This is a genomic window from Kribbella sp. NPDC004536, from assembly GCF_042873835.1.
Taxonomy (GTDB): Bacteria; Actinomycetota; Actinomycetes; order Propionibacteriales; family Kribbellaceae; genus Kribbella.
In genome coordinates this window covers 16,346-40,610 of the sequence record NZ_JBIALY010000002.1, presented here as the reverse complement: position 1 = coordinate 40,610, position 24,265 = coordinate 16,346, and the positions used below count along the sequence as shown (strand labels likewise).

The window sequence follows — 24,265 nt, the reverse complement described above, 5'->3', positions numbered from 1 at the left end:
CGTGCGGGAACGAGATGATTACAGGTTGTGGATAACGGGAAGTGACCCTGGCGTGCGGGTCGGCCGGAAGTCGCTACGATCTGCGGAAACAGTGTGTGAGGAACGTTCGAATGATGGTCCGCCCGCTGGCGGGTATGCCACCACGAGTGTGAGGGTGTGGCTCATGAACATCGGTACCCGGAAGATCGTCGTCGACGAGGCGATCGCGCAGTTGCGGCTGTACGCCGAGACGAACGGCGCCGTGCTGCAGTACTACGACGGGCTGCCGGGGATGACCACCGTCGGCGGCTCCGACCCGAACCGGGTCACGTTCGAGGACCTGGCCCGGACGATGGTGATCGGGTCCGATCTGCGGGCGATGGACATCCCGTGGCTGCTCGAGGTCGACGTCGAGAAGGAACTGGCCGCGATCCCGCTGGCGGCACGGCTGGAGGACGCGGCGCCGGGCAGTGAGCTGTTCGAGGCCGCGATGGCGCTCGACGACAAGTTCACCGGTCACCGCGGCTTCGGGCACGCGAAGAAGTCGAAGCTGCTGCACCTCAAGCGGCCGTACCTGTATCCGGTGACCGACAGCTTCATCCGGATGACCTACGGCACGTCGGCAGCCGGGTCCGCGTTCCTGGCCGCCGTCCGCGACGACCTGGTGAACCCGGCGAACGTCCGTGACTTCAAGCTGCTTCAGGTGCGCCTGATCGCGGAGCCGGCCACCAGCGCCGCCCGGCTGCTCGGCGAGGTGCCGACGCTCCGCCTGCTGGACATCCTCGCCTCCCTGCTGGGCGAGGCGAAGTAGCTAGAAGATCCCGAGCCGCGCCAGCGGCTCCACCAGCTCTCGCTCCTCGTAGGACAGGTGCGAGAGCAACGTGTCATCCAGCAGGTCCATGGCCGCACGCAGACCGTCGATGCTGCCTGAGCCGTCAACCAGGGCTACCAGCGCTTTGTCGACACCTTCCAGCACCTCGTGGATGATCTTGTGCTCTTCCTGCAGCCTGTCCACGACAGGCGCCAGGGCAGGGTCGGCCCGGCGCAGGTGCGGGAGCATCGACGCGTCCTCCAGCGAGTGGTGCGTCGTGACCAGCCGGCAGTACGACTCGCAGTACGTTCCCAGTGTCCAGTTGTTCTGGCGCATGGTCATCGTGTTGATGTGTGAGCGTGCCGCCCCGACCCCGAGCGTCCCGGCCGCGACCTGGTCGACCAGGTCGCGTACCTGTTCGAGCTCGGCCCGCAGGTGGTCGTGTACGTCGATCAGGTGCTGACCGGACTGCAGCTGGTACGGCGTGTACGTACGCGAGGGGTCCTGCGCCGGACCAGTCGGCCGCTCCGACTCGTCCAGCAGCTGCACCGCGCTACGCCGTGCTGCAGGAGGCGGCGTGGGTACGACACCAAAGCCAGCCACAACGGGAGCTGGAGCCACTGCGCCACCGGACCGCCCGGCAGCCACAGCCTCACGGACACCAGCTGCCACCGCAGCGAACCGCCTGATGTCGTCTGGGTCGTCCGAGGCAAGGATGTACGTACTGACGCCCTCCCCCAGCGTCAGCTCGGTCAACTGGTCGATCCACAGCTCCTCAGGCCCCTGCAGGAACCCACCGCTGCCGTTGAACCGCCCAGAGATGTTGTACAGCCGCCGTACCGCAGCAGGATCCCTGCCAGCGTCTACTGCCGCCTCGTCGATCACCTTGTTCATAGCCGCAAGCTCATCCGGGCCCGCATACCCACTGCTCGGCAGCCAGCCGTCTGCGAGCCGTCCGGTCAGTGCAAGCATCCGGGGCTTGTAAGCGCCAAGCCAGATCGATACGTCGTGCGCAGGAGCCGGCCCGCGCTTCGCACCGGCGACCGTGTAGTGCTTCCCGGCCAGCCGGATGCCACCGCCGCCAGGTGTCCACACCTCGCGCATGACGGCGATGGCCTCCTCCAGGGCGGTGATGCTCTGCCCGGTCGTCAGCCGCGGCCCGGCGTTCGCCGCAACGGCGTCGAGGAAGCCCCCGGCTCCCAGGCCGAGCTCAACCCGCCCACCCGTGATCAGGTCCAGCGTCGCGACGCTCCGCGCGAGCACGACCGGGTGCCGCAGCGGGAGGTTGGCAACGTTCGTGGTCACCTTGATGCGCTGGGTCTGGGCGGCGACCACGGACAGCAGCGTCCAGGCGTCCAGCAGCCGCGGCTGGTACGGATGGTCCTGGAAGCTCACCAGGTCCAGTCCGACCTGCTCGGTCAGCTGGGCCAGCGCGATGACGCGGTCCGGGGCGTCGACCGCGGGGGTCAGGAACGTGCCGAAGACCAGCTCGTGGCCGTAGTCCATCGTTTCACCTTCACCTGTCGAAGTTGGCTCGCGAGCAAAACTACTTCGCTAGGCAAATAATCTCAACTACAGAACATCTACTGCCGGACGAGCAGCGCGAACGCCTCGGCCGGACCGAGCTCCGCGCCCCGTCGGTACGCCTCGTCATGACCCGAGGCCGCCGCCACAGCGCGATCGAGGTCCTCGATCTCCGTAGCGGCCATGAGGTAGTTCTCGGACGCCCGGGTCGCGGCTGCGCACCCCAACAGCACCGCAGCAAGCGCCTTGTCCGGGTGACACGCTGCGATCCCCTCCAACGCCCAGCACATGCCTCGCAGCGACTCGAACTCCTCAGACACCTGGAACGCCTCCATGTGCAGCTCCAACGCGTCCTCCGGCCGCCCCTGGAGCTCTCTGACGAACCCGAGCTCCTCCAACACGAGCGACAGGTACAGTACGGCCTCCTGCTGCTGCCGAGCGAAGTCGATCAAAGCCTGCAAGCGCTCCGACGCCTCATCCAAGGCCCCCGTACGCCGAGCCGCGAACGCCAGCACGATCTCCGCCAAAGCCTGCGTCGAGCGCTGACCCTGCTCGGTCGCCAGCCGTACTGCGCGCTCCCCGTACTTCTGCGCCGCTTCGTACCGGCCCTGCCGGATGGAGGTCCAGCCGAGCATCCCGAGCTCGTTCGCGACCTCCGGCCACAGTCCGAGCTCCTCCGCTGCCGCCAGTCCTTCGAGGTGCAGCCGCTCCGCCTCAGCGAAGTCACCGACAAGCTCTGCATGCGCGCCGAACCAGCTGGTCGCCTGCAGCACACCCCACCGATCCCCCAGCGCGCGGAAGATCGTAATGCTCTGGCACGCGTCGTCGTACAGCGCCGGCAAGTCCGCCCGTACGTGTGCATGCTTCGCCCGAGCCGCAAGCACCGCTCCGATGCCCCACTGATTGCCGTCGGCTTCAAAGCGCTTCAACGCCTTGTCCAGCAATGACAGGCATGCCGGCAGATCACCCGCATCGCTAGCAGCATAGGCAATCCACCACTGCCCCAACGCGTCAGCAGCATCAACCCAACGGTCCCGCTCCGCCGCAGCCTCAGGACGACCCAGCAGGTACATGTACCCGGCCCGCCACACTCCAGCCCGTGCTGAACCCGGTACAGCCTCCAGCGATCGCAGAGCCTCCACATGGCGCCCGCGCAGGAACCAGTACCAGGCGAGCGCGTCCACGAGCCGCTCAGCCAACTCCAGCTGCCCTGTCGCAACAGCACGATCCAGAGCGGTCCTGAAGTTGCCGGTGTCGTCGTCAAGCAACTGCAGCCAGCGGCTCTGCTCACCACCGAACAGCTGAGCCGCCTCTGCGACCGACACGTAGTACGACAAGTGGCGCTGGCGCACGGACTCGAGCTCGCCCGCGGCCCGCAGCTTGTCGATGCAGTACGCCGCCACCGACTCCAGCAACCGGAAACGCCCACCGTCGACAGGTACGACGAGAGACCGGTCGACCAAGCGGACCAGCACATCCAATACGTCGTCCTCGCCGCAGACAGCAGCAGCCGCTTCTGCCGTACACCCATCTGCATGTACGGCGAGCCGCCGCAGCACCGACTGCTCCGCCTGGTCGAGCAGCTCCCAGCTCCAGTCGATCATCGCGTGCAACGTCTGCTGACGGGGTGCGGCTCCGCGATGTCCTGTCGCCAGCAGGCGGAAGCGGTCGTCCAGACGCGCTACGAGACCACGTACGCCGAGCGCCCGTACGCGCGTCGCCGCAAGCTCAAGCGCCAACGGAATCCCGTCCAGGCGTCGGCACAGCACAGCTACGTCGGCAATGGTTTCGGCGTTCAAGGCGAACCCACGTGATGCGGCAGCCGCACGGGTAACGAACAGTTGGACCGCACTGCACTCACGAACCACATCAGGCTCAGCGGCAACCTCAGGGATCGCCAGCGGTGGCACGGTCCACACCACCTCACCAGCGAGGCCCAGTGGTTCACGACTCGTCGCCAGTACACGCAGCCCTGGCGCCACGGCCAGCAGGCGGTCGGTCAGTACGGCAACCTCCTCGACCACCTGCTCGCAGTTGTCCAGGACAAGCAACCGTGACCCCATCACAGCCGCCAGCCGATCTACGACCGCACCAGCTTCACCTGTGTCGCGCAGATTGAGCGCAGCCTGCACAGCGTCCGTCAGCGCGTTGCTGACCGACAGCGTCGAGGGCGTGATCGCGGCCAGCTCAACCAGGACAACACCATCAGCAAACCGCTCGGCCGCAGCTGATGCGGCCGCCAGTGCAAGTCGGGTCTTGCCGACGCCTCCAGGCCCAGTAAGCGTCACAAGGCGGGAAGAGGCCAAACAGGCATCCACGTCCGCCACAGCGTCACTACGACCGATCAGCTCGGTCACCGGCGCCGGGAGATTGCTCCGCGCCCGCGGCAGGTCCTGCTGCAGGATCGACTGCTGCAGCGCCACAACCTCAGGCCCCGGATCCAGCCCGAGCTCCTCCAAGAGGAGCTCCCGTAGCGAGTCAAAACTCTCCAGGGCCTCGCTCTGACGACCGGCGCGATACAGAGCCTTCATCTGCGCGACCCGGAGTCCCTCACGCAACGGGTGCGCCCGGACGAGGTCAGACAACTCAGCTACGGACAGGTCGGCCCGTTCACAAGCACTCAGCCGCTGGTCGGTCAGCCGCGCGACGGCTGTCTCCACAAACGCACTGTCAGCGAAGTCCGCGTACGCCGGGCCACGCCAGAGCTTCAAGGCGTCGTCCACCGCGCCACAGGACAAGAGCTCGTGGAAACGGAGCGCGTCATACGTAGCGCTCTCCACCGCGATGGAGTAGCCGGCAGGTCCTGACTGCACCAACGCGCGGCTCCCAGGCTCAGCGTCCTCGAAAGCGCGCCGCAACTGGGACACCTTCGCGGACAGCGTCCCAGCGGGATTGCCTGGCAGATCAGAACCCCACAGGTCGTCCATGAGCCTGTCAGCCGGCACAGGGCGGCCCTCGTGCACGAGGAGATCTGCGAGCAGCGCACGCACCTTCAGGCCCTGGACGACCACAGGCGTACCCGCGTCTGTCCAGGCCGTCACCGGTCCAAGCACCCCGAAGCGCACGACCGAACACTAACCGGAAAGAAACCGTAAACGCCTTCCGGCAGAGTCTGTGTCAGACGGAAGGAGGACGGCAGATGCGACTGGCAGTGATCATCGGCAGCACCCGCCGTGGCCGGTTCGGCCCGACTGTGGCGCACTGGCTTGCCCAGCAGGCCGCCAAGCAGTTCGTGGTCGACCTGGTCGACCTGGCAGCAACGAAGCTGCCGGACACGTTGCCCGACACCGACGACGAGACGCCGCCCGAGGTGCAGCAGCTCGGTAAGCGGCTGGCAATCGCAGACGCGTTCGCCGTGGTCACTCCAGAAATCAACTGCAGCTTTCCAGCACCACTGAAGACCGCGCTCGACTGGTACTACGAGGAGTGGCACGCGAAGCCTGTGGCGATCGTCAGCTACGGCCGCGAGCACGGGGGCTGCCACGCCGGCGCACAGCTGCGGCAGGTCTTCACCGAACTCCAGGCCGTCACCATTCGCAACACCGTCGCACTGCCCTGCTATTGGGAGCAGTTCACCGCCGACGGCGGTTGGCCGAAGCCTGCCGCCGGCTACGAGGCAACAGCCAAGCTCATGCTCGACCAGCTCGTCTGGTGGGCCGCAGCACTACAGGACGCCCGCGAACGGCGCCCGTACCAAACCTGAGAGGAAAGACCCATGAGGAAGCTGATCGAGTCGACGTTCCTGACGCTCAACGGTGTCATCGAGGACCCGCAGCGCTGGAGCCCGCCGTACTGGGACGACGAGCACGCGGCGTACATGCAGGGCCTGATGGAGGGCGTCGAAGCGCAGGTGTACGGCCGGGTGACCTACGAAGGCATGGCGGACGCCTGGCTGTCGAGGGCCGGCGATCCGTTCGCCGACACCTTCAACGCGATGCCGAAGTACGTCGCGACCCGCTCGCTGACCGAGTGGAAGTGGAACGCGCAGCCGCTCGAGGGGGACGCGGCCGACGCGGTCCGCCGGCTCAAGGAGTCCGACGGCGGCGACTTGATCAAGTACGGCACCGGATCGTTCTCGAAGACCCTGCTGGAGAACAAGCTCGTCGACGAGTACCACTTCTGGATCTTCCCGGTGGTCGCGGACGGCGCGACCATGTTCCAGGGCGACGGCATCGACCTGACGCACCTGGAACTGCTCGGGACGACGACGTTCAAGTCCGGCATCGTCGTCCACAAACTCGGCCCGAAGGCCTGAAGGCCTGAACCGCCAGGGGGTGCAGCCCGCTGCACCCCCTGACAGCTGTTACGGCACGATGTTCTGGTTCAGGTGGAACACGTTGTCCGGGTCGTACTTGCGCTTGACGTCGGCCAGCCGGTCGTAGTTCTGCCGGTAGTTCTCACGGATCCGGCCCTGGTCGTCGCCGGCCATGAAGTTGATGTAGCCGCCTGCCTCGGAGTGTGGCGCGACGTCGTCGTAGTACGACCGCACCCATTCGGTGTTGGCCTCGTTGTCCGCCGGATCCGGCCACATGCCGGCGATCACGGTGGCGTAGTTCGCGTCCCGGTACGCGAACGCGGTCCCGTCCGGGGTGACCCGGTGGCAGGCGCCGTTGATCGGGTAGATGTGGACGGTCGAGTTCACCGTCGGGAGCTTGGGCGCGTGCCGCAGATGCGCCTGGATCGCCTCGTCGGTCAGTTCGGTGACGAAGTTCGCCTTCCAGTAGTGCTGCAGCCCAGGCGGTACGAGTGCGTCGAACGCGCTGTTCAACGCCGGGTACGGCATCGGGCCGACCATCTCGGCCACCACCGGCGCGAACTCGCGGAACTTCGAGATCTGTGTCTCGCCCTCGTCGAGGTCGCCCGCCCAGCAGCCGACGATCGCCGCGAACGGTTCACCGTGCCGGTTCTCCGGGATGAACGGCAGCGGCGGCGCGATCTGGAATGCCGGGAACCCGCCGAGCTGCTCCGGCGCGTCCTTGATCAGCTCGCGGAACCCGGACAGGACGGCGGCCGCGTCGGACAGCTCGAAGAACATCGGGCCGCCGTACACCGTCGACAGCGGGGCCAGCCGGAACTCCAGCGCGGTCACCACACCGAAGTTGCCGCCACCGCCGCGCAGCACCCAGAACAGGTCCTCGTTCTCCTTCTCGCTGGCGATCAGGAACTTCCCGTCCGCGGTCACCACGTCGGCCGAGACGAGGTTGTCGCAGGACAGGCCGAGCCCGCGGGCCAGGTACCCGATCCCACCCCCGAGGGTCAGCCCGCCGACGCCGGTCGTCGAGATGATCCCACCCGTCGTTGCCAGTCCGAACGCGTGCGTCGCCGCGTTGAAGTCGCCCCAGGTCGCGCCGCCACCGGCTCGCGCGGTCCGGTTCGCCGGGTCGACCCGGACGTTGCGCATCCCACTCAGGTCGATGACGAGACCGTCGTCGACCGTGCCGAATCCCGGCACGCTGTGCCCGCCGCCGCGGACTGCGATCTCGAGGTCGTTCGTCCGCGCGTAGTCGATGGCCAGCATCACGTCGCCGGCGTTCTCGCACCGGACGATCACCTGTGGCCGCTTGTCGTGCATCCAGTTGTTGACCCGGCGCGCCGCGTCGTACCCCTCGTCACCGACTGTGAGTACCTGTCCGCGCGTGGCTTCCCGCAGGTTCTCGATCATCTGCCTGCTCCCCTGTGCATGTTCCGTCGCAGATCGGCGTACGCGCACAGCGCACACCGCGCAGACCGGTGCGCACCGTCGAGCGCAGCGCGGAACTTCCACCCCAGACAGCGCCTGAACCCCCGACGAGCAGCCGGCCCTCCCCCAGACCCGCCCGTTCCCCCTGAATCTCCCAAGCCGGAGCACTTTCGTCAATCCCGAAATGTCAAAGCCGCGGCGGCCGCTCCGACCAGCAGGCAAACACCGAGGAGGACGCCATGCGGAAGATCATGTACTACGTGCACCAGTCGCTCGACGGCTTCGTCGAGGGGCCGAACGGCGAGTTCGACTGGGCTCAGCTCGGACCGGAGCTCGGCGCGTACTCGATGAGCCTGACCGAGCGGGCCGACCTGTTCCTGTACGGGCGGACCGTCTGGGAGCTGATGTCGTCGTACTGGCCGAACGCCGAGGCGATGAACCCGGACCAGCACGCGATCGAGTTCGCGCCGGTCTGGCGGCGGACGCCGAAGCTCGGACTGTCGACAACGCTGCGATCCGCCGACTGGAACACCCGGATCATCGCGCCGCCGACGAGCTCGCCGCGGTCAAGGAGCAGCCGGGCAAGGACATCCTGCTGACCGGGAGCTCGACCACCGCGGCGGCGCTGACCGAGCGCGGGCTGCTCGACGAGTACCACGTGATCGTGCACCCGGTGGTCCTCGGCGGCGGTAAGCCCGTCCACCAACCGACCAGTCGCCGCACACTGCAGCTTGTCGACAGTCGTACTTTCGACAACCGGACGGTCCTGCTCCGTCACGACCTGGTCTGACCAGTGGCCGCGGTGGCCAAGGCGTCCGCGACCGCGGCGACGGCGGGGGTTCGGGTACGGCGGGTCAACAGGAACACGGCCCGCCCGACATCGCCCTCGGCCGGCAGCCGGACGGCGACGCCTGGAGCGCCCGCACCGACGACCAGGTCCGGCAGGAGCGCGCCCGCACCCGTCGTCCGGACGAGCTCCAGCAGGATCAGCAGGTCGTCGGAGCTGTAGCGGATGTCCGGCTCGAACCCGCCGAGCTCCCGGCAGACGCGCACATGCATCTCGCGATGACCGGTCCCGGGCTGACACGCCGCCCACGGCAACTCGGCGAGCTCCCGCAACGGCACCCGGTCAGATGCGGCCAGGGGATGGTCCGTCGGCAGGATCACGCGGATGTGCTCGCGCAGGAGATGCTCACGCCGCAGATCGGTGTGTACGGCCCGCGGCTGACCGTCGTACTCGTCGCCCACCATCACGTCCAGCTGCTGCAGCCTCAGCGCCGGCGCGGCCTGTTCCACTTCGAGCTCGGCCGCCTCGACCCGGATGTCCGGATGCGACGCCGCCAGACTGCGGATCGCCGGCGCGACGACCCGGATGAACGCGGACTGGAACGACGCGATCCGCACCACCCCCGCGACCCGTCCCGCCGCGACCGCGGCCAGCTCCGCCTCGGCCGCCTCGACGCCGTCGAGGAGCGCGGTCGCGTGCCGTACCAGTACTTCGCCCGCCGCGGTCAGCCGTACGTTCCGCCCGATCCGTTCGAGCAACGGCGTACCGGCTTCGCGCTCCAGCACGGCCAGCTGTTGCGAGATCGCGCTGGGCGAGTACCCGAGCGCACGGGCCGCGCCGTGGACGGTGCCGCGACCGTGGACCTCGCGCAACAACCGCAGTCGGTGCAGATCCATCATTCGTTCAGCTTAGCTTCACAGTGCTGTCCGAGAACCCGTGATGGACGTGAACGGTTCACTGGTCCGACCATCGATGACGTGGGACGCCTCTTCTGCCTTCTTTCCGCCGCCGCCTTCGGGGTCATGGCCGTGTTCGGCAAGCTCGCGTACGACGCGGGCGTGACCGTCGACGCGCTGCTGCTGGTCCGCTTCGGGCTGGCCGCCGTACTGCTGCTCGGCATCGCCCTCGCCCGTGGCGCGCTGCGCGAACTGCCCCGCCGGGCCGTGGTCGTCGGCCTCGCCATGGGCGCCTTCGGGTACGCCGCTCAGTCGACGTTCTACTTCTCCGCGCTCGCCCGGATCGACGCGTCGCTGGTCGCGCTGATCCTCTACCTGTACCCGGTTCTCGTGATGGGAACGTCGATCGCCCTCCGTCGCGAGCCCGTCTCGCGCCGACGGGTCGCGGCGCTGGTGGTCGCACTGCTCGGCATCGGCCTGGTGCTGAGCGGCGCGTTGTCCGGGCAGTTCGACTGGTCCGGCGTACTGCTGGCGTTGGGCGCACCAATCGTTTACACCGGGTACATCCTGGTCGGCGACTCGGTCGACGTACCGCCGCTCGCACTCACCGCGCTGGTCTGCACCGGCGCGTTCGGAACCTTTGTCTTATTGGGATTCCTGCGCGGCGGCACCGACTTCTCGTTCGCGCCGATCGGCTGGCTGTGGCTCGCGGCCGTCGCGTTGATCAGTACGGTCGCCGCGATCCTGTTCTTCTTCGCGGGCATGGCGCGGGTCGGTCCGTCGGTGGCGTCGATCCTCTCGATCTTCGAGCCGGTCGTCACGGTCGTCTCCGCTGCCGCCGTCTTCGGCGAGCACCTCACGGCGACGCAGTGGCTGGGCGGTGCGTTCGTACTGTCGGCGGTGCTCGTCGTGCAGTGGCCGCGCCGGTCACGGCTTGCGCGCGCTGACGGCGTACATCGTGAGGGACATGTGGAAGGCGCCGCGCTCAGCCGCGTCTCCTAGCGTCTTGGTGAACGCCTCCGCCTCGGCGTCGGTGATCACGCCGGCCCGCGCCGCGGTCGTGTGCATCATGCCGACGAAGCCGGTGGTGGCGCCTTCCTGCGGCTCGATCCACGTCGCGGCTGTCTCGCCGGTGATCTCGAGGCCGGCCTCGGCGAGCAGCCCGCGGAGCTGCCGGCCCGAGTACGGGTTGGCGGTCTCGCCGCGGAAGTAGCCGAACATCCGCTGCAGTACGTCGGGATCGGCCGGATGGATGATCGCCGTGGCCCAGTCCGTGTCGATCAGCACGATCCGCCCGCCGGGCCGCAGTACCCGGGCCAGCTCCGTGACCGCTTTCGCCGGATCGTCGACGTGCTGCAGGACCCGCTCGCACCGCAGTACGTCGACCGACGCGTCCCCGAAGGGCAGCGCCTCGGCCTGCCCCTCGACGAACTCGATCTCGGCCCCGGCCGCGCGTCGTGTCGCCTCGGCCCGGAGTCCCGGGCTGGGCTCGACGCCGATCCCGTGAGCGCCGTACGCCGCGAACGCGAGCACGTCCTCGCCCGTACCCGACCCGACGTCGACTGCCGTCTCCCCGCGCGCCGGCGCCAGCTGTTCGAGCGCCCACGCCTTCAACGTCCGTACGGCGGGACGCCCGGCCATCTGATCCAGTACGAACGCCTGCCGCTCGACGTTCTGGTCGGCGACATGCGCGGCGCGGAAACTCCCGCGCTCGGTGACGAACCCGGGCCCGCCCGTTGTCTCGGTCATACCGATCTCCCCCTTCAGTACGCCTCGGTACGCCGAGCGTAGCGCCGGACAGGCCCAGGTCCGGGTCAGCGCAGCGGCTGCCAGTCGTCGTTCGACAATCGGACAATCGCCCACCCCACCGCGGCGAATCCGGCTGCCTGCAGTCCCCACCCGACCAGATCGAGCGGGTGGCTGCTGATGATGACCGCGGTCAGGTGCAGCGGCTGCGAGATCGCGACCGCCACCGCGGCCCACCGGCCGCCGACGCCGGAGCGCCACATCGCGATGCCGAGCAGCACGGTGCCGAGCAGGTGCCCGGCGACGAAGACGAGACCGGCCAGGTCCGTCGATCCGTGCGTGGCCTCGGCGACCTTCGTGATCGACGCCGGGTCGAGACCGGCCGTCCCCGCCGACCACGTGAACGCGTCGCTGGACGCGGTCCACGGCAGCGACAGGTACCCCGGAATCATCAGGGACAAGGCGATTCCGGTGAGCCACGGCGCGCCACGACGGGTCAACCGGCCGACGAAGTACGCACCGGGAACCAGCGTGAGGATCGCGACGTACGCGAGCCAGAGCACCAACGAACTGCGATCCAGATTGCCGACAATCTTGGTGACGATGGTCGGCGCGTCGTCGGCGGTGTTGTACGGCAGCAGGAACCGCAGCAGCGCGACCGCCGCGGGCCCGATCGGCAGGATCGCCGCCGCCGTCCACCGCCAGACCGGCCGGATGTCCGCACGGGGCGTCGGACGACTGATCGTCTCGGTCATCGAGCACCCGCCAACTCGCGCTTCGGCAGCAGTACGGCGATCACGCCGACGACTGTCGCGGCGACCCCGATACCGGCCGCGACAACGGCGGCCGTGGGTACGCCGTCGGCGAAGAACGCCGGTACGGCAAGCAGCGCCGACGCCAGGCGGAGCGTGATCAGCGGCGCGAGCGCCCAGCGCTTCCCGCGCCACGCGAACCCGACCAGCACCAGGCTGATCAGCCCGACGACCGCGGATCCGATCGCGATGCTCATCGGCGGGTGGTCCCCGTCGGTGGTGAGCGGCGTGGCGACGTCGGCGAGTGCGAGCAGCCCGAGCAGTACCAGCCCGAATTTGTACATCTCCCTACCCCCTTGGTGTGGTTGCCGCACCACCGTCGCCGCCGGCAGCTGCCGCGCGCCTGGGGTCCGGGTCCTGCAGGTGCGGGCGGTTCCCCGCCCGATCCGGGATCCTGATCCCGAGACGCCGGGAAGGTTCTGGGCGCACACTTCCGGTATGACCACGTCCCGGAACCGCCGCGGCCTGGCCGGCGCGCTCGCCGCGCTGGTCGTCGTCGAGGTGGTGTTCGCGGTCGCGTACGGCATCTCGATCGGCTGGGGCTGGCGGCAACTTGTCGACAACTTCGTCGTGACGAACGGGCTGATGGGCCTGACGTTCGGCCTCTGCGGCGCGGTCATCGCCTGGCACCGGCCGGCCAACCCGATCGGCTGGCTGTTCCTCGCCGACGGGATCGGGCACGCGACCACGCCGTTCGCCGACGCGCTGGCGCATGTGGTGCACGGGCAGCTCGCCCAGCAGGTACTGGTGACGATCTCGCTGGCCGCCTGGCCGTGGTCGATCGGGCTGTTCCTGCCGCTCGCGCTGCTGCTGTTCCCGGACGGCCGGCTGCTGTCACCGCGCTGGCGATGGGCCGCGATCGGGATCATCGCGACGGCACCGCTGTTCGTGCTGGAGATGGCCGGCGAAGGCGCGCCGGTCTCCCCCGGTCTGCCCCGAGGATTGTTGACGATCCGGAGCTACGACAGTCTGCAGCCGCTCTGGACCGCGACCGAGGTACGCAACATCGTCGCGATCCTGATCGCCCTGGTCTGCCTCGCGATCCGCTACCGCCGCGCCGACGAAACGGGCCGCCGGCAACTGCTGTGGTTGCTGCTGGCATCGGTGATCGCGCTGCTCTTCGTCACCCCGTGGGCGTTCGTCGCCGGTACGCCGATCCTGGTCCTGCTGGCGATTCCGCTGATCCCGATCTCGGTCGCCGTGGCGATCGTGCGGTATCAACTCCTGGACATCCGGCTGGTCGTGTCGCGCGCGTTGACCTGGGCGCTGCTCTCACTGGTTGCCATCGGCATCTACGCGGCGTTGGTCGCCATCCTCGACTCGCTGATCGCGTCGCAGGTCGGCCGCTCCGCCGCGGTGACGGTCGTCGTCGCGCTGGTCATCGCGCCGGTACTGCCGCGGCTCCAGCAGTTGGTGGACCGCGCCCTGTACGGGGATCGCAACGATCCGGCTCGCGTCGCCTCTCGCGTGGGCGAACAGCTCTCGGCAGGCCTACCAGGCGTGGTGGCAGCCATCCGTTCCGGGTTACGCCTACCGTACGTCGGCTTGGTCATCGACGGTGTCGTCACCGCATCAGGAGCCGCCGGGCCTCCCGTCGTACGTCTCGAGTTGTCCTACGGTGGAGAGGTGGTCGGGGTGCTCGAGGTCGGCGTCCGGTCGGGTGAGTCGGGGTTGTCGGCGGCGGATCGCAGCGTGCTCGGACTGGTCGGAGTACCGCTCGCCGCCGCAGTACACGCGACCCGGCTGTCCGCGGAACTGCAGGCGTCGCGGGAGAAGCTGGTGTCGGCTCGCGAGGAGGAGCGACGACGGCTGCGCCGCGACCTTCACGACGGCCTGGGCCCGACGCTGACAGGGGTCGCGTTCTCCGCCGACGCAGCGGCCAACCTCATCAGGACCGACACACCCCGAGCCGTCGAGTTGCTCGCCCGCTTGCGCGCGGACACCCGCGCGGCGATCACCGACGTACGCCGGCTGGTCGACGATCTGCGTCCGCCTGCACTGGACGAGCTCGGGCTCATCGGCGCGCTCCAGCAACGCGCCGACCAACTGACGTTCCGCGCCGACGGCAGCGCGATCCGCGTCTCGGTCGCCACCGACGGACTGCCGACACTTCCGGCCGCACTCGAGGTGGCGGCGTACCGGATCGCGACGGAGGCGCTGACCAATGTCGTACGGCACTCCCGCGCCACCTCCGCCGTACTCACCCTGCACTGCGCGACCGACCTGGTGATCGAGGTCGCCGACGACGGTCCACCGACCGACGACTGGCATCCCGGAGTAGGACTACAAGCCATGCAAGAACGAGCAGCCGAACTAGGCGGTGCCTTCCAGGCCGGCCCGACGGCCACAGGCGGTCTTGTGAAAGCCCAGTTCCCCCTCGTAGCCACCGGGGAGGTGCGGTGATTCGGGTTGTGCTGGCTGACGATCACCCGGTGGTACGCGCCGGGCTGGCAGCGCTGCTGAGTTCGCTGCCCGGTATCGAGGTGGTCGGCGTCGCCTCCACCGGACGCGAGGCCGTACGCGAGGTGGTCACCACCCGCCCCGACGTCGCCGTCCTCGATCTGCAGATGCCGGACCTCGACGGTTTCGCCGCAACCCGCGAGCTGGCCCGGTCCGCGCCGGAGGTCGCCGTACTCGTGCTGACCATGTTCGAGGACGACGACTCGGTCTTCGCCGCGATGCGCGCCGGCGCCCGCGGCTACCTGGTGAAGGGCGCGGAGCAGGAGGAGATCGCCCGCGCGATCCGCGCCGTCGCCGCCGGCGAGGCCATCTTCGGTCCCGGCGTCGCCCGCCGCGTCCTCACGTTCTTCGCCGCCCCACCGCCCACCGACCCGTTCCCCGAACTCACCACCCGTGAACGCGAGATCCTCGACCACCTCGCCGCCGGCCTCTCCAACCAGGCGATCGCCACCCGCCTCGACCTGGCACCGAAAACCGTGGCCAACAACGTCTCCACCATCTTCACCAAACTCGGCACCGCCGACCGGGCCGCCGCCATCATCCAAGCCCGCAACGCCGGCCTCGGCGTACCGAAGGACGGGTAGTCCTCCGTCCCTCCCACCGCGCCGCCTGCCTGGTTGTGGCCGATCGACCCACCACTACCCGTCCTTCCGCACGCCGATCGCGTCGAGGTAGCGATTGCCGACGGTCCGTAGATGGGCGACGAGACCTGGCGGGCCGTCGACGCGGAAGTCGAGGCCGAGCATGCCGATGTAGACCGCGATCAGCTCGTAGGAGTCGGCGCCGGTCACCAGCACGCTGGTGTTGTCGTCGACCGACTCGACGATGCCGACGGCCGCGTGGATCCGGGACAGGACCTCCTGCGCGGGCGCGTACACCGTGATCCGGGCATGCACCTTCCAGCCGGCCGACGCGACGTCGCGCAGTACGAAGTCCGCGTACTCGTCGTCCTTCATCGGCCGCGGCTGGTACCGCCGACCAGTTGCCATCCGCAACGACATCCAGTCGACCCGGTACGTGTGCCAGCCGCCCTGCTCGTCCCGCGCGACGAGGTGCCAGTACCCGTGCCAGCTGACCAGCCGGTACGGCTCCACCAGAATCGGCAGGTCCTGCGTCGTACTCGAGCCGGCCTTGTAGAGCGAGTCGTCCGCCGGTACGGCGTACTCGAACCGGAGGTAGTGCTCGTCGCGGATACAGGCGGCGATCGTCGACAACAGGACCGTGTCGATCTCGGGCGGATCGACGTTCGACCGGGTGTTGTCGAGGCCCTTGTCCATCGCGTTGCTGATCGCCTTGACCTGGCGCTGCAGCCGGTGCGGGAGGACCTGTTCGAGCTTGGTCAGGGCACGGACGCTGCTCTCGGCCATCCCGACCACACCGGCGCCGGTACGCAGCCCGACCGCGACCGCGACCGCCTCCTCGTCGTCGAGCAGCAGCGGCGGGAGCTTCGCGCCGACACCGAGCTGATAGTGACCGGCCGGCCCGCGGGTCGCGTCGACCGGGTACCCGAGCTCGCGCAGCCGGTCGATGTCGTTGCGTACGGTCCGGGTCGTCACCTCGAGCCGTTCGGCCAGCTCGGCACCGGTCCAGGCCGGGCGGGTCTGGAGCAACGCGAGGAGGCTCAAAAGGCGCTGCGAAGTCTCCAGCAAATCAGTCTCCTAATTAGGAATCTAATGTTCCTATACGGATTCTACGGTAGAGCCATGAACACGAACGAGAGCATCCGGCCCTTCACCGTCACGATCGACCAGGCCGACCTGGACGACCTGAACGCCCGCCTCGCGCGGACCCGGCTCCCGGAGGCCGCGCCCGGCGACAACTGGGACTACGGCACCCCGAACCACTACCTCCGGGACATGGTCGACCACTGGCAGAACGGGTTCGACTGGCGGGCGCAGGAGGCCCGGATGAACGAGTTCCCGCACTACCTGACCGAGATCGACGGGCAGACCGTGCACTTCATCCACGTACCGTCCAAGGTCGAGGGCGCCACCCCGCTGCTGCTCACCCACACGTACCCGGGTTCGTTCGTCGACTTCCTCGACATGATCGACCCGCTCACCGACCCCGAGGCGCACGGCGGCTCGCCCGAGGACGCGTTCTCGGTCGTCGTACCGTCGATCCCCGGCTTCGGGTTCAGCACCCCGCTGGTCGACCGCGGCTGGACGATGGCCCGGGTGGCGCGCACCTTCGACACGCTGATGCGGCGGCTCGGGTACGACTCGTACGGCGCGCACGGGTCGGACGGCGGCGCGATGGTGGCCCGCGAACTCGGCCTCCTGAACCCGTCCGGCTTCCTCGGCCTGCACGTCCTGCAGCTGTTCTCGTTCCCGTCGGGCGACCCGGCCGAGTTCGAGAACTTCACGCCCGAGGACTACGCGGCGCTCGAGCACCTGAAGTGGTTCCAGTCGGTCGGCGGGTACAACGCGATCAACTCGACCCGCCCGCAGACCGTTGCCGTCGGCATCTCCGACTCCCCCGTCGGCCAGCTCGCCTGGAACGAACTGTTCAACAGCTTCGGCAACGGCACCAGCCTGGTCACCCGCGACCAGATCCTGACCGAGGTCTCCCTGTACTGGTTCACCAACACCTCAGCCGCCGCCGGCCGCTACCACTACGAAGAGGCTCACGCCGGCACCGAACCGGCCGTCAACCACGCCCGCACCGGCGTCGCCGTCTTCGCCGACGACTTCAAGACCATCCGGCCCCTGGCCGAGCGCGACAACTCCAACATCGTCCACTGGTCCAACTTCAAGGAAGGCGGCCACTTCGCCGCCCTGGAACGCCCGGCCGACGTAACCACAGACCTCCGCACCTTCTTCCACAACCTGTAGGTCACTGGCCCCGGTTCGCATACCCCCGCCGTACATGTCAGGGAGCCCGGAGTGCTTGCGCACCCGGGCTCCTTTGGGCAGTTCCGTCGCACTCCTGACCGACTGCGGGAGCAGCGAGGTCCGGCCGCCACCTCATGCACCGCCCGGTACGCCCGCCGCCGGAAGAACGTCTCCGCCCGCTTCTCTCCTGATCCCGATCCAGAGGCGTGCGGCTACTTCGCTTGATGCCGGTTCAAAAACGCCGCGAGTAACTCGACCCGCTCGTCGAACGTCGGCCGCTCCATCTCGATCGAGTCCGCCCCCAGCGTCACCACAATCTTCCCCGGATTCTTCCGCCGCTGAATCCAGTCCCGGAACACAGCGACCAGCGTCGGAACCACCCCACCAGCCCCCACCAACGCCACGGCGATCGCAATCGACCCATCATCCTGCGCCAACCCACCCGGCGTCTCGATCACATCCTGTGTAGGCAAATCCTCATCGGCGAGTTTGCCGAACCGCCTTCACACACCGCTTCTCATCCGCCCCATCCCCAGGCACCACCCGAGCCTCAACCCAATGCCCCTCACCGATCCGCCACTCCCGTCGTTGCCCAAGGCCCCCTGTGGATGACTGCCAGCACAGATCACATCGAACTCCTATTCTGATGACGACGCCACCCACCGGAAGGACCATCCATGGACCCCGACGAGACGTCATACCTGCTTCCGGACGGGACCGCCGTCTGGGTCATCTCGCCCTCCGAAGCGTCGAAGAACCTGCAAGGCCTCCTCGCCTTCTACCGCTCCGGCGCTGCCGAACCGCTCTTCTTCGGCGCAGCGGGTCAACCTGAAGCCGCGATCGTCCCCTTCGAAGTCTGGCGTGCTCTCACCGAGGCAGCCACGGACGACGAAGGCTTCGACTCCAGCTACTCCCTCATCCGTAACCGTCTGAAGAACCCGAGCGGCCTTTCGATCCCCATCGAACAAGTAGCCGCCGAGCTCGGCTGGGACCTCGATGAGCCCATCGACGAATCCGAATTCAAACCGAAGTAACGCAGTCCTGAGCCTGTGGATAACTCCAACCCGCGCCGCCGCGGAACTCCTATCCTGATGAGAATCTCACCGGAGGGGAACCAATGAGCGAAGAGACTCCCTACATCTTCAGCAACGGCGAGCGCATCTGGGTGATCGACACCGCGGCCGCCGCCGACCAACTCCCGCAAATGCTCGAGCGATTCCGCTCGGGCGAGAACGGGCCTTTCGTCGTCGGCGACGCGGGTCAGCCTGAGGGCGCCTTCATCTCCTGGGACGCGTTCCGCCGTCTCGCCGCACTGGCAGCCGATACCGAAGAGTTCGATCACGTGTACGACGCCGCGCGCGAGCGACTCGCGGACGACGAACCGTCCGTGCCACTGGAGGACGTGGCCGCCGAGATCGGCTGGGATCTCGACGAGCCGATCAACGACTCGGACCTGCCGAAGAAATGACAAGGCCGTTCCGCATCCTGATCGATGCCGAGCTACGCCGGAAGCTGGCAATGCTCGAGCACGCCGCCGCGTCGCGTCCCGACAGCCTGCGTGGTCGTGAACTCCGCGCCCTGAAGCTCGGTCTCCTGGCCCTGGCGGAAGGACGCGAAGACGAGTACGGCAGCAAGCGGCTGGGATACTCGCCGGAGCACCACGACCTCCGGGATCTCGCCGAGCTCAAGGTTCCGGTCATTGTCGAGTCCCGCTACAACCACGATCTCGGTCCGTCGCATCGCCTGCTCTATCGCGAGTTCGAGGCCAATGACGGCGGTCTCCCCTACCGCGAGGCCATCTGCTTCGAGCCCCGCGGGAACAACCGCCCTTTCGAGGTCGCCGGCGCCCGTCTACGCCGCGAGATCGGCCAGCCGGTACCTGAACTCGCCCACCTCCCCAACTACCGCCCTACCTTCCAACGGGGCGCCGCCGAACCAACCGGCCCGCCCCGCCTCCCCCTCCCACCCGACCTCCGCAAAGCCCTAGCCGCAGCCTCCAACGTCGCGCCCGCAAGCGGCGCTACCAAGACCAGGCCGCAACTGTCACCCGAACAACCCGCTCAACACCGAACCAACCAGACGCCCGCCCGTGAGCTCTGATCACCTGCAGCGACCCGCGCTTCGCCGACCAGCTATCGATAGTGTTGAACAACCAGGATGTGAGCGGTTCGGCCTACTCGTCCTTGTCCTTCAGGGAGGATTCGAGATCAGTGTCGATATTCAACACACCGAGGCTGGTGTCGAGTTGGGGAAGCGAGACAGCTGCATTCTCAGCCAAGCGCCGGGCTGACTTCCATCGAAGGTCTGCGGCGCCGCCGACGCCAAGAGTGACGTCTGTGCTGATTGCAAAATGGACCCGTCCTCCATTGGACAGATGGCTGACCAACTCGGTGTGAATCCTCCGACTCGTCTGCTGGGTGGAGCGAGCCGAGTTCGCGTTCCGGTAGTTCCGCGCCCGCCTGGCAAGATCCTCCGACTCACCGACATAGACGCGAACTCGCGTGCCGTCCACTGATCCGAAGTCGAACCGATACAGACCCGGCATGCTCGGCAGGCGAGGAAAGCTCGGCAAACCCCGCCTATCAAGCGTGATTTGGCCGGCATCGAGCCAGACAAACGAAACTGGCAGGTTGACCTGATCCAGGCGCGGCAGCGTCGCCGGATCAAGTACTTGCTTCCGCGCTGCGGTTCCTTCGTACGTCGATGATCGCCGGCCACCATCCTCGCTGGTGAGGAACCCCAGGCGGCGTAGGTGATGCGTAGCCGTCGTGGACACGAACCGCCTCTTGTCGACTCCAGTGGCGATCGCCAATGCCTGCTTCACCGGCCACCGCCGACCATCGACTTCTACCCAATGCTGCCGATATCGTCTGGCTCGTACGACGCGAGCCGCGCTCGCACCTGATCGGCGGTCAGGTCGAACTGCTCACCATCCATCGTGAACCGCATCGAAACCCCCTGCAGCCGGCGTCATCAATCATCTTGAAGCCGACGGCTGGATGGATGCCAGGTTCGAAGGTTTACGGCGTCGCGTGGGTTCGCGCGCTGATCGTCCTCAAGCAGATCCGGCGTCCCACCACCCTCGAACGGCGGACTGTCGGAGTCGGAATCCGCCTCGACACCGCGACGTGGCCGAGTAATGAAAACTGCGTCGTACCAGGTGCCGTCGTCCGCCTCGCGCATAGCGTCACGCACACCATTGCTCTCGCCCGGCTCAAGCGCCGCCCTGCCTGACCCCGCCCCGGCGGACTGCAGGAACCTGCAAGCTGTGGATAACCCACCGTCACGAACACCCTCCGTATGCAACCCTTACACCACCAGCACACGAGAACGGAGCCCCACCACATGCCCCGCCGACCGCTACTGACCGCCGCAGCGACGCTCAGCACCCTCACCCTGCTGACCGCCTGCAACGGCTCCCCCGAAGCCGGCCGGCCCAACACCACCCCTGTCTCGACTTCCACCACCCCTAGTCCGACTCCGACGGCCTCGTCAACCCAAGCCTGGACTGCGGACGAGCAGGCCGCCATCACTGGCGCCGAAGCCCGATACCGCACCGCCCGCGCCGCAGTCGGGAAAGCACTCCAGAGCCCAGAGGGTGTCCGGAGCGCAGTCCTCGAAGCGGCCGGTAACGGCGGCGCCTGGCTCGAGTCAATTCTCGAGCGCCTCGACTTTTTCACACGAAACGGGCTGTACCAGACTGGCACAAGCAAGATCATTTCCACTGCGCCGAGCTCGGTTGATCTGACTCCTGCCCAGCCGACGGTCGTCCTCAGGACCTGCATTGACGGCACCGGAGTGCAGATGCGGTATCGGACAACCGGAAAACCGGTGCCAGTTGCAACCACAGTCGGTGGCGGCAAGCACGGAGTCAACGCGCGATTCGTCTACGCCCCCGGCGCGACAGGCCAAAAGATGTGGTTCCTGGTCGAAGAGAAAGCTGCAGGGTCATGTTGAAAGCCTCCAAGTCGGCTCTCGCCATGATCATTACCGGACTGGCTATCTCGTCCATGCTGGCGGGATCCGCTCTCGCCCGACCTGCCCCGCCAGGCTACAAATGGATTACGGATCCTGACACCGGTCAACTCACCCTGGTGCTAATCGCCAATCTCCCAGGCGAGCACAAGCACGAGAATAAGGGCAAGCCAAGAACCAAGCACCCACAGACCACGCAGAAACCGACATGTCTGTTCCAAGGCGGAGCCCAGGCCTGCACGTCGTCGCTCGGCAACTGGTCAAACAGCCAGCAGTGCTACCTGCGGCGCGAGGTCCCACAACCGCCACCCGGTGACTACCGCTGGCAGGGCCACACGGACGGAAGTATCTGGGCGTGCACTCGCGAACAAGGCTACGACCAGGGCAAGCACATCGTGACCACATGGGTATGGCTGCCCGGCAGGCCGGACACGGTGGTGGTTGACCCCGTGACATTGGCCTATCAGGCCATCACCGAAATGCAGCTCGCGCCTCCGCTGATCAAGACCGCTCCCGGTGCTGGCCAGATCGGGCTGGTGAACATGCCGGTGTGGTTGTGGGTGATCAAGAGCGAGAACACCTGGGGACCGATCGTGCGGAGTGCGGGTGTACCCGGGCTGTCGGTTACCGCGACCGCACGAGTCAAGGCAGTCAATTGGTCCATGGGCGACGGCAAAACGATCCGTTGTGAAGGGCCCGGAACGCCGTACGACAAGTCGATGGGCGTGAAGGACTCCCCCACCTGCGGCCACAGGTACACCAGGACCTCAACCAAACTGCCCAACTGCAAGTACTCAGTCACCGCGGTCGCGCAGTGGGACATCACCTGGCAAAGTACCCGCGGCGACACCGGCCAAATCTCCATGACCCAACAGGCAGCCGCCCAACTGCGCATCGGACAAGCCGTTCCGGTCTTGGTCGATCCGGACAGCGGCGACGCGACGGTCGCTCCGGCGCAGTCGACCTGCTGAGCCGCACTGAACGGGATTCCTGGAAGCAGGACAGACCCCAATCGACTGTCAGTCAGTGAAGCGCAGGTCTGAGATCGCGCTCAGATCGATCCCGTAGCGGGCATACACCTTCGTGGTGTTCTCGCCGGTGAGATCTTCGGCGGAGAAACCCAACATGAGACCGACCTCAACAACGTGTTCAAGCGAACGCCCCTCGATCTCGAGGTACGGCGGAATCCGGGGCCACCAGTCGAGCTCCAGTTGAGCACCAGCAAGCTCGAAACTGGTCCGCCGATTCTCCTGATACGACTTCGGCTCGAATCCGATGCGGCGCAGCAACTCGTTAGTGGTCTCGAAGTTTCCGACCACTACCTCGGTCTCCGTCGTACCGTCGATCCCGTCGTGGGTGATCTCCTTCACGGTCAACGTCACGTCAGCCCCGGTATCGCGCAACCGGATCCACCGTGATTCGTCCCCCGTCCGGATGTCGTAGACATAGCGCCTCATCAACCGAGATCCGATGTGCCGCCCGCCCAGCGAGAGGATCTTGTGCGCCACCTCATCCGGCTCGACGTCCAGCACCTTGGCCTCGAACTCGATCGGCATCTCACTCTCCCTCGGCGCCGTACTTCGCCGCCAGCTTCCGAAACTCGGTCTCCCGCAGTGCTCGAATCTCTTCGAGCAACTCGCTGCGAACGAACTCTTCCACAGGAAGGCAGAGATCCATGCGTTGAATGCAGACGCCAACCTGAAATGTCCCCTCACGATCTCGATAGAGCCGTACGCCGTAGTAGCCCTCCTCACAATCGGTGCCGTTGTTGAAGCGGCAACCGGCGCAGGTCTGAGGCAGGCGCACCGGTCGGATCTGTTTGAAGTACACGACTCTTCCCGATGGCAGGCGGTACGCGGTCCTCCACCCCGACGCGCCTGCGGTCACGCTGATGCCGATCGGTCGAGCCTTGAGCTCGCCCAGCAGCTTGTGGATGGCGTCGATCGACCTTTCACCGTCGTCGAGCGAGTTGAGCAACCGGACAGAGATGCCTGGCACGTACTCGGTTAGCAGCCTGTGAACCCGCGGCACGTGGGTGATGTCGGGAACGACGATGTTCGCACTCGCCCCAATGCCGTGCGCAATGGCCACTCGAATCGCGTCCTGTAGTGCTTGAATCTTTCGTTCCGCACGCCCGATGTTCGCGTACTTCCCGTGCTGCACCTGTGCCAACTCGGTTGCTGTCGTCCCGAAGATCGAAAAGTTGACCCGATCGAGCCCAGCTTCTCCGCAGGCCGGGAGCGCCCGCGCACCGTTCTCGCCGTTTGACGTCGCGCAGACTTTGTATCCGGCGCGCACTCCGAGCGCGACGATCTCAGAGAGCTTCGGGTGCAGCGTCGGCTCCCCGCCGGTGAGGTGCAATTCGTCGACGTGAAGCGCGTTGCGCAGCATCTCCAACGTAGCGGCGAGGCTCGAGTCGGGAGCGACAGTCGCCGGCAGGAACTTGGCGCCGTTGGTACCGAGATAGATCGAGACCCGGCCAGATCGACCAGCTGCTGTCATCTCGCCGGGCGCCTGCCCCAGGTTGTCTGCGACGACCGGCGTCCCCTCGTTATGGCAGAAGGTACAGGTCATCCCACATGCATCGATCACCTTCAGTCTCAACGTGCGGTCCATCGACAGACGGACTGGGAGGCCAGTTCTGGGATCAGAGCCGAGGACGGTGGACGCCGGTCCTCGACTGGCGTCTACCGCCGCGTATGTGCTTCTCATGTCGATCGCCCCTCAGAGTCAGCGTGGGAAGTCGGTGACTCATGCTTGA

General features: G+C 67.2%; 26 protein-coding genes. 14 read left to right on the top strand and 12 right to left on the bottom strand.

The genetic code is table 11. From position 1 onward, the window contains the following. The first annotated feature begins 163 nt into the window (after positions 1-163). Positions 164-790: a DUF6308 family protein gene (locus ACFYRU_RS15135; RefSeq protein ID WP_387658256.1), complete on the top strand. Its 627-nt coding sequence runs from the start codon at positions 164-166 to the stop codon at positions 788-790. On the opposite strand, the gene ACFYRU_RS15130 is transcribed toward ACFYRU_RS15135, so the two are convergent. Next, on the bottom strand, positions 791-2,296 hold the full coding sequence (locus ACFYRU_RS15130) for an LLM class flavin-dependent oxidoreductase (protein WP_387658253.1): 1,506 nt from the start codon (positions 2,294-2,296) through the stop codon (positions 791-793). Between the two features lie 77 nt (positions 2,297-2,373). Further along, positions 2,374-5,355 (bottom strand): BTAD domain-containing putative transcriptional regulator, encoded by a 2,982-nt coding sequence (locus tag ACFYRU_RS15125; protein WP_387658251.1) that lies wholly within the window; start codon positions 5,353-5,355, stop codon positions 2,374-2,376. Between the two features lie 98 nt (positions 5,356-5,453). Between ACFYRU_RS15125 and ACFYRU_RS15120 the strand changes: the two genes are divergently transcribed. Both ACFYRU_RS15120 and ACFYRU_RS15115 read left to right on the top strand, forming a co-directional pair. Further along, entirely contained in the window at positions 5,454-6,017 is a 564-nt protein-coding gene (locus tag ACFYRU_RS15120) for an NADPH-dependent FMN reductase (RefSeq protein ID WP_387658248.1), read from the top strand. A gap of 12 nt (positions 6,018-6,029) precedes the next feature. Next, positions 6,030-6,569 carry a dihydrofolate reductase family protein gene (locus tag ACFYRU_RS15115; RefSeq protein WP_387658246.1) on the top strand — a complete coding sequence of 180 codons (540 nt, stop codon included), beginning with the start codon at positions 6,030-6,032 and terminating at the stop codon, positions 6,567-6,569. A 48-nt stretch (positions 6,570-6,617) separates the two neighbouring features. Here ACFYRU_RS15115 and ACFYRU_RS15110 read toward each other — a convergent pair whose 3' ends face one another. Next, on the bottom strand, positions 6,618-7,976 hold the full coding sequence (locus tag ACFYRU_RS15110) for an FAD-binding oxidoreductase (RefSeq protein WP_387658243.1): 1,359 nt from the start codon (positions 7,974-7,976) through the stop codon (positions 6,618-6,620). 257 nt (positions 7,977-8,233) lie between these two features. On the opposite strand from ACFYRU_RS15110, the gene ACFYRU_RS15105 reads away from it, so the two are divergent. Beyond that, the gene (locus ACFYRU_RS15105) at positions 8,234-8,593 is read left to right on the top strand and encodes a dihydrofolate reductase family protein (RefSeq protein WP_387658241.1); all 360 of its coding nucleotides are present in this window, start codon (positions 8,234-8,236) and stop codon (positions 8,591-8,593) included. Beyond that, the gene (locus tag ACFYRU_RS15100; protein ID WP_387662897.1) at positions 8,509-8,784 is read left to right on the top strand and encodes a dihydrofolate reductase family protein; all 276 of its coding nucleotides are present in this window, start codon (positions 8,509-8,511) and stop codon (positions 8,782-8,784) included. Before ACFYRU_RS15105 ends, ACFYRU_RS15100 begins: the two co-directional genes overlap by 85 nt. Here ACFYRU_RS15100 and ACFYRU_RS15095 read toward each other — a convergent pair. Continuing rightward, complete coding sequence (locus tag ACFYRU_RS15095) at positions 8,769-9,680, bottom strand: LysR family transcriptional regulator (RefSeq protein ID WP_387658238.1); 912 nt, start codon at positions 9,678-9,680, stop codon at positions 8,769-8,771. The genes ACFYRU_RS15100 and ACFYRU_RS15095 overlap by 16 nt on opposite strands. 78 nt (positions 9,681-9,758) lie before the next feature. On the opposite strand from ACFYRU_RS15095, the gene ACFYRU_RS15090 reads away from it, so the two are divergent. Beyond that, a complete protein-coding gene (locus ACFYRU_RS15090) occupies positions 9,759-10,679 on the top strand; it encodes a DMT family transporter (RefSeq protein ID WP_387658236.1) in 921 nt (306 codons plus the stop codon). Here the strand turns inward: ACFYRU_RS15090 and ACFYRU_RS15085 are convergent. The 3 genes from ACFYRU_RS15085 to ACFYRU_RS15075 form a co-directional block, all read right to left on the bottom strand. Next, positions 10,605-11,426, bottom strand: a complete 822-nt coding sequence (locus tag ACFYRU_RS15085) for a methyltransferase domain-containing protein (protein WP_387658234.1) — start codon at positions 11,424-11,426, stop codon at positions 10,605-10,607. The genes ACFYRU_RS15090 and ACFYRU_RS15085 overlap by 75 nt on opposite strands. Positions 11,427-11,491: 65 nt before the next feature. After that, positions 11,492-12,178 (bottom strand): hypothetical protein, encoded by a 687-nt coding sequence (locus ACFYRU_RS15080; protein WP_387658232.1) that lies wholly within the window; start codon positions 12,176-12,178, stop codon positions 11,492-11,494. Next, the gene (locus ACFYRU_RS15075) at positions 12,175-12,519 is read right to left on the bottom strand and encodes a hypothetical protein (protein WP_387658230.1); all 345 of its coding nucleotides are present in this window, start codon (positions 12,517-12,519) and stop codon (positions 12,175-12,177) included. The genes ACFYRU_RS15080 and ACFYRU_RS15075 overlap by 4 nt, the downstream gene beginning before the upstream one ends. Before the next feature lie 154 nt (positions 12,520-12,673). Here ACFYRU_RS15075 and ACFYRU_RS15070 point away from each other — a divergent pair, with 154 nt between their 5' ends. Then, complete coding sequence (locus ACFYRU_RS15070; protein WP_387658228.1) at positions 12,674-14,638, top strand: histidine kinase; 1,965 nt, start codon at positions 12,674-12,676, stop codon at positions 14,636-14,638. After that, complete coding sequence (locus ACFYRU_RS15065) at positions 14,635-15,279, top strand: response regulator (protein WP_387658226.1); 645 nt, start codon at positions 14,635-14,637, stop codon at positions 15,277-15,279. Before ACFYRU_RS15070 ends, ACFYRU_RS15065 begins: the two co-directional genes overlap by 4 nt. A gap of 54 nt (positions 15,280-15,333) precedes the next feature. On the opposite strand, the gene ACFYRU_RS15060 is transcribed toward ACFYRU_RS15065, so the two are convergent. Beyond that, entirely contained in the window at positions 15,334-16,344 is a 1,011-nt protein-coding gene (locus ACFYRU_RS15060; RefSeq protein WP_387658224.1) for a helix-turn-helix transcriptional regulator, read from the bottom strand. A 54-nt stretch (positions 16,345-16,398) separates the two neighbouring features. On the opposite strand from ACFYRU_RS15060, the gene ACFYRU_RS15055 reads away from it, so the two are divergent. Further along, positions 16,399-17,529 (top strand): epoxide hydrolase family protein, encoded by a 1,131-nt coding sequence (locus tag ACFYRU_RS15055; RefSeq protein WP_387658221.1) that lies wholly within the window; start codon positions 16,399-16,401, stop codon positions 17,527-17,529. 212 nt (positions 17,530-17,741) lie between these two features. On the opposite strand, the gene ACFYRU_RS15050 is transcribed toward ACFYRU_RS15055, so the two are convergent. Beyond that, entirely contained in the window at positions 17,742-17,987 is a 246-nt protein-coding gene (locus tag ACFYRU_RS15050; RefSeq protein WP_387658218.1) for a hypothetical protein, read from the bottom strand. Between the two features lie 219 nt (positions 17,988-18,206). Between ACFYRU_RS15050 and ACFYRU_RS15045 the strand changes: the two genes are divergently transcribed. The 3 genes from ACFYRU_RS15045 to ACFYRU_RS15035 all read left to right on the top strand — a co-directional run bounded on the left by ACFYRU_RS15045 (position 18,207) and on the right by ACFYRU_RS15035 (position 19,629). Continuing rightward, complete coding sequence (locus tag ACFYRU_RS15045; RefSeq protein ID WP_387658215.1) at positions 18,207-18,563, top strand: hypothetical protein; 357 nt, start codon at positions 18,207-18,209, stop codon at positions 18,561-18,563. Positions 18,564-18,646: 83 nt separating this feature from the next. Beyond that, a complete protein-coding gene (locus ACFYRU_RS15040) occupies positions 18,647-18,997 on the top strand; it encodes a hypothetical protein (RefSeq protein ID WP_387658213.1) in 351 nt (116 codons plus the stop codon). Beyond that, positions 18,994-19,629, top strand: coding sequence for a hypothetical protein (locus tag ACFYRU_RS15035; protein ID WP_387658210.1), 636 nt, complete (start codon positions 18,994-18,996; stop codon positions 19,627-19,629). The genes ACFYRU_RS15040 and ACFYRU_RS15035 overlap by 4 nt, the downstream gene beginning before the upstream one ends. Before the next feature lie 73 nt (positions 19,630-19,702). On the opposite strand, the gene ACFYRU_RS15030 is transcribed toward ACFYRU_RS15035, so the two are convergent. Then, positions 19,703-20,353 carry a hypothetical protein gene (locus ACFYRU_RS15030; RefSeq protein ID WP_387658207.1) on the bottom strand — a complete coding sequence of 217 codons (651 nt, stop codon included), beginning with the start codon at positions 20,351-20,353 and terminating at the stop codon, positions 19,703-19,705. Between the two features lie 179 nt (positions 20,354-20,532). Here ACFYRU_RS15030 and ACFYRU_RS15025 point away from each other — a divergent pair, with 179 nt between their 5' ends. After that, positions 20,533-20,763: a hypothetical protein gene (locus ACFYRU_RS15025; protein WP_387658205.1), complete on the top strand. Its 231-nt coding sequence runs from the start codon at positions 20,533-20,535 to the stop codon at positions 20,761-20,763. A gap of 716 nt (positions 20,764-21,479) precedes the next feature. Next, entirely contained in the window at positions 21,480-22,475 is a 996-nt protein-coding gene (locus ACFYRU_RS15020; protein ID WP_387658203.1) for a hypothetical protein, read from the top strand. Positions 22,476-22,523: 48 nt separating this feature from the next. On the opposite strand, the gene ACFYRU_RS15015 is transcribed toward ACFYRU_RS15020, so the two are convergent. After that, positions 22,524-23,060, bottom strand: coding sequence for a class IV adenylate cyclase (locus ACFYRU_RS15015; RefSeq protein WP_387658200.1), 537 nt, complete (start codon positions 23,058-23,060; stop codon positions 22,524-22,526). Position 23,061: 1 nt separating this feature from the next. Next, positions 23,062-24,120: a radical SAM protein gene (locus tag ACFYRU_RS15010; RefSeq protein WP_387658197.1), complete on the bottom strand. Its 1,059-nt coding sequence runs from the start codon at positions 24,118-24,120 to the stop codon at positions 23,062-23,064. Positions 24,121-24,265: the final 145 nt, after the last annotated feature.